Here is a 2,264-nt window from a genome sequence, read left to right on the forward strand (position 1 = left end):
CCTTGTGCAGCACACCCGTACGGTGATCGAGCGGGCCGGGCGCGGCGAGCCCGGCGCCGAGGAGCAGCGGCGCCCCGTCCGTGCCGCCGCCCGCCAGCTCCGCCATCGCCCTCGCCACGACGTCCACCACCTCGTCCGGCCCCCGCCCGAGGTCGAGGGTCGCGCGCCGCCGCGCCAGGGTCCGCCCGGTCAGGTCCGTCCGTACGACGAGCACCCCGCCCCGGTCCAGGTGGACGCCGAGCGCCCGCACGGCCCCGCGCACGAGACGCAGCGCCGTGGCCGGTTTGCCGCCCGTGGACTCCTGCCGGCCGGCCTCGGTGAGCAGGCCGCCGTCCCGCAGCCGCCCGGTGATCTTGCTGACGGCCTGCACGGTGAGCCCGGTGCGGCTCGCCAGCTCGGGGCGGCTGATCCCCGCCAGTCCGGCGCCGCGCACGAGGTCGAGCACGAGCGCCGTGTTGTGCCCCCGCAGGTCGGCGAGCCGGACGCCGCCGCGCTCGCTGCTGCCTCGCGGTCCCTCGGCCACGCCGCTCACCCCTTGCTTCCCGTGCCGTCCCGTATCGCGCCACGCCGTGCCCGCCGTCCCGGGCGGTGTCGTGCCCGCGCGTGCTTGCACTTATTCAACACTGTTGCCAAAGTGGTTCGCATGAGTGGCCCGACTCCTTCCCCCAGCGAACCCCTCGCCGTCGCCCTGATCGGCTACGGCCTCGCCGGTTCCGTCTTCCATGCCCCCCTCGTCGACGCGACCCCGGGGCTGCGCCTCGACACGGTCGTCACCCGCGACGAGGACCGCCGCGCCCAGGCGCGTGCCGAGTTCGCCGGCGTACGGTTCGCGGACCGGCCCGAGGACGTACTCGCCCGCGCGGACGAGTACGGCCTCGTCGTCATCGCCTCGCCCAACAAGACGCACGTCCCGCTCGCGCGCGCCGCGCTCGAAGCCGGGCTCCCCGTCGTCGTGGACAAGCCGGTGGCGGGCACGGCGGCCGAGGCCCGCGAGCTGGCCGCCCTCGCCGAGCGGAGCGAACTGCTCCTCTCCGTCTTCCAGAACCGCCGCTGGGACAACGACTTCCGCACCCTGGCGAAGCTCGTGGACGAGGGCGCGCTGGGCGACGTGTACCGCTTCGAGTCCCGGTTCGAGCGCTGGCGCCCACAGCTCAAGGGCGGCTGGCGCGAGTCGGGCGACCCGGCCGAGTTCGGCGGCCTCCTGTACGACCTCGGCAGCCACGTCGTGGACCAGGCGCTCACCCTCTTCGGCCCGGTCACGCGCGTCTACGCCGAGTCGGACGTGCGCCGCCCGGGCGCGGAGACCGACGACGACACGTTCCTCGCCCTCACGCACGCCTCCGGCACCCGCTCCCACCTGTGGGTCTCGGCGACGACGGCGCAGCTCGGGCCCCGGTTCCGCGTCCTCGGCTCGCGGGCCGGTTACGTGAAGTACGGGCTCGACCCGCAGGAGGCCGCGCTGCGGGCCGGGGAACGCCCGGGCGGGGAGCAGCCCTGGGGCTCCGAGCCGGCCGAGCTGTTCGGCAGGCTCGGCGCGGGCGAGTCCCCGCTGACCGGCGGCGGCGAGCCCGTACCGACCGAGCCGGGCGACTACCCGGCGTACTACGCGGCCGTCGCGGCGGCCCTGCGCGAGGGCGCGCCGAACCCGGTCACGGCCCGGCAGGCCGCCGCCGCGCTCGACGTGATCGAAGCGGCACGCCGCTCGGCCGCCGAGGGCGTCACGGTGGAGGTGGCCCGATGAGCGCGCTGCCCGCCACGGCCGAGGAGATCGCGGAGCTGCTCGCGCAGCAGAACCGCCTCGAACTGCCCACGTACACGCACCGGGACGCCTGGGACCTGGGCAGCACCCTCGTCCGCCTCGCCCGCGAGGCGGACGCCCCCGTCGCGATCGACCTGCGGCGCGGCCTCCAGCAGGTCTTCCACGCGGCGCTGCCCGGCTCGACCGCCGACAATGACGACTGGCTCGCACGCAAGCGGCGAGTCGTGGAGCGGTACGGCGAGAGCTCCCTCCTCGTCGGCACCCGCTTCCGCGCCAAGGGCACGAGCTTCGAGGACTCCTCCCGCCTCGACCCGTCCCGCTACGCGGCCCACGGCGGGGTCCTCCCGATCCTGGTCCGCGGCGTCTCGGGCCCGGTCGGCACGATCGGCGTCTCGGGCCTGCCCCAGCAGGAGGACCACGCGCTGGTGGTGGCGGCGCTGGAGGAGCACGTGGCGGGTAGGTAGGCGGCAGGGCCCGGAGGGGATGGGGGCGGGGCTCCGGGGCG

Annotated in this window: 2 protein-coding genes and 1 pseudogene; 2 read left to right on the plus strand and 1 reads right to left on the minus strand. The window is 76.1% G+C overall.

The features are described 5' to 3' along the window. Positions 1–523, minus strand: a pseudogene (locus tag SSBG_RS09275) (ROK family transcriptional regulator); the annotation flags it as partial. 120 nt (positions 524–643) lie between these two features. Here SSBG_RS09275 and SSBG_RS09280 point away from each other — a divergent pair. Next, positions 644–1,741, plus strand: coding sequence for a Gfo/Idh/MocA family oxidoreductase (locus tag SSBG_RS09280; RefSeq protein ID WP_008745918.1), 1,098 nt, complete (start codon positions 644–646; stop codon positions 1,739–1,741). Beyond that, entirely contained in the window at positions 1,738–2,223 is a 486-nt protein-coding gene (locus tag SSBG_RS09285) for a heme-degrading domain-containing protein (protein WP_008745919.1), read from the plus strand. The genes SSBG_RS09280 and SSBG_RS09285 overlap by 4 nt, the downstream gene beginning before the upstream one ends. Positions 2,224–2,264: the final 41 nt, after the last annotated feature.

The organism is Streptomyces sp. SPB074 (assembly GCF_000154905.1).
Classification (GTDB): Bacteria; Actinomycetota; Actinomycetes; order Streptomycetales; family Streptomycetaceae; genus Streptomyces.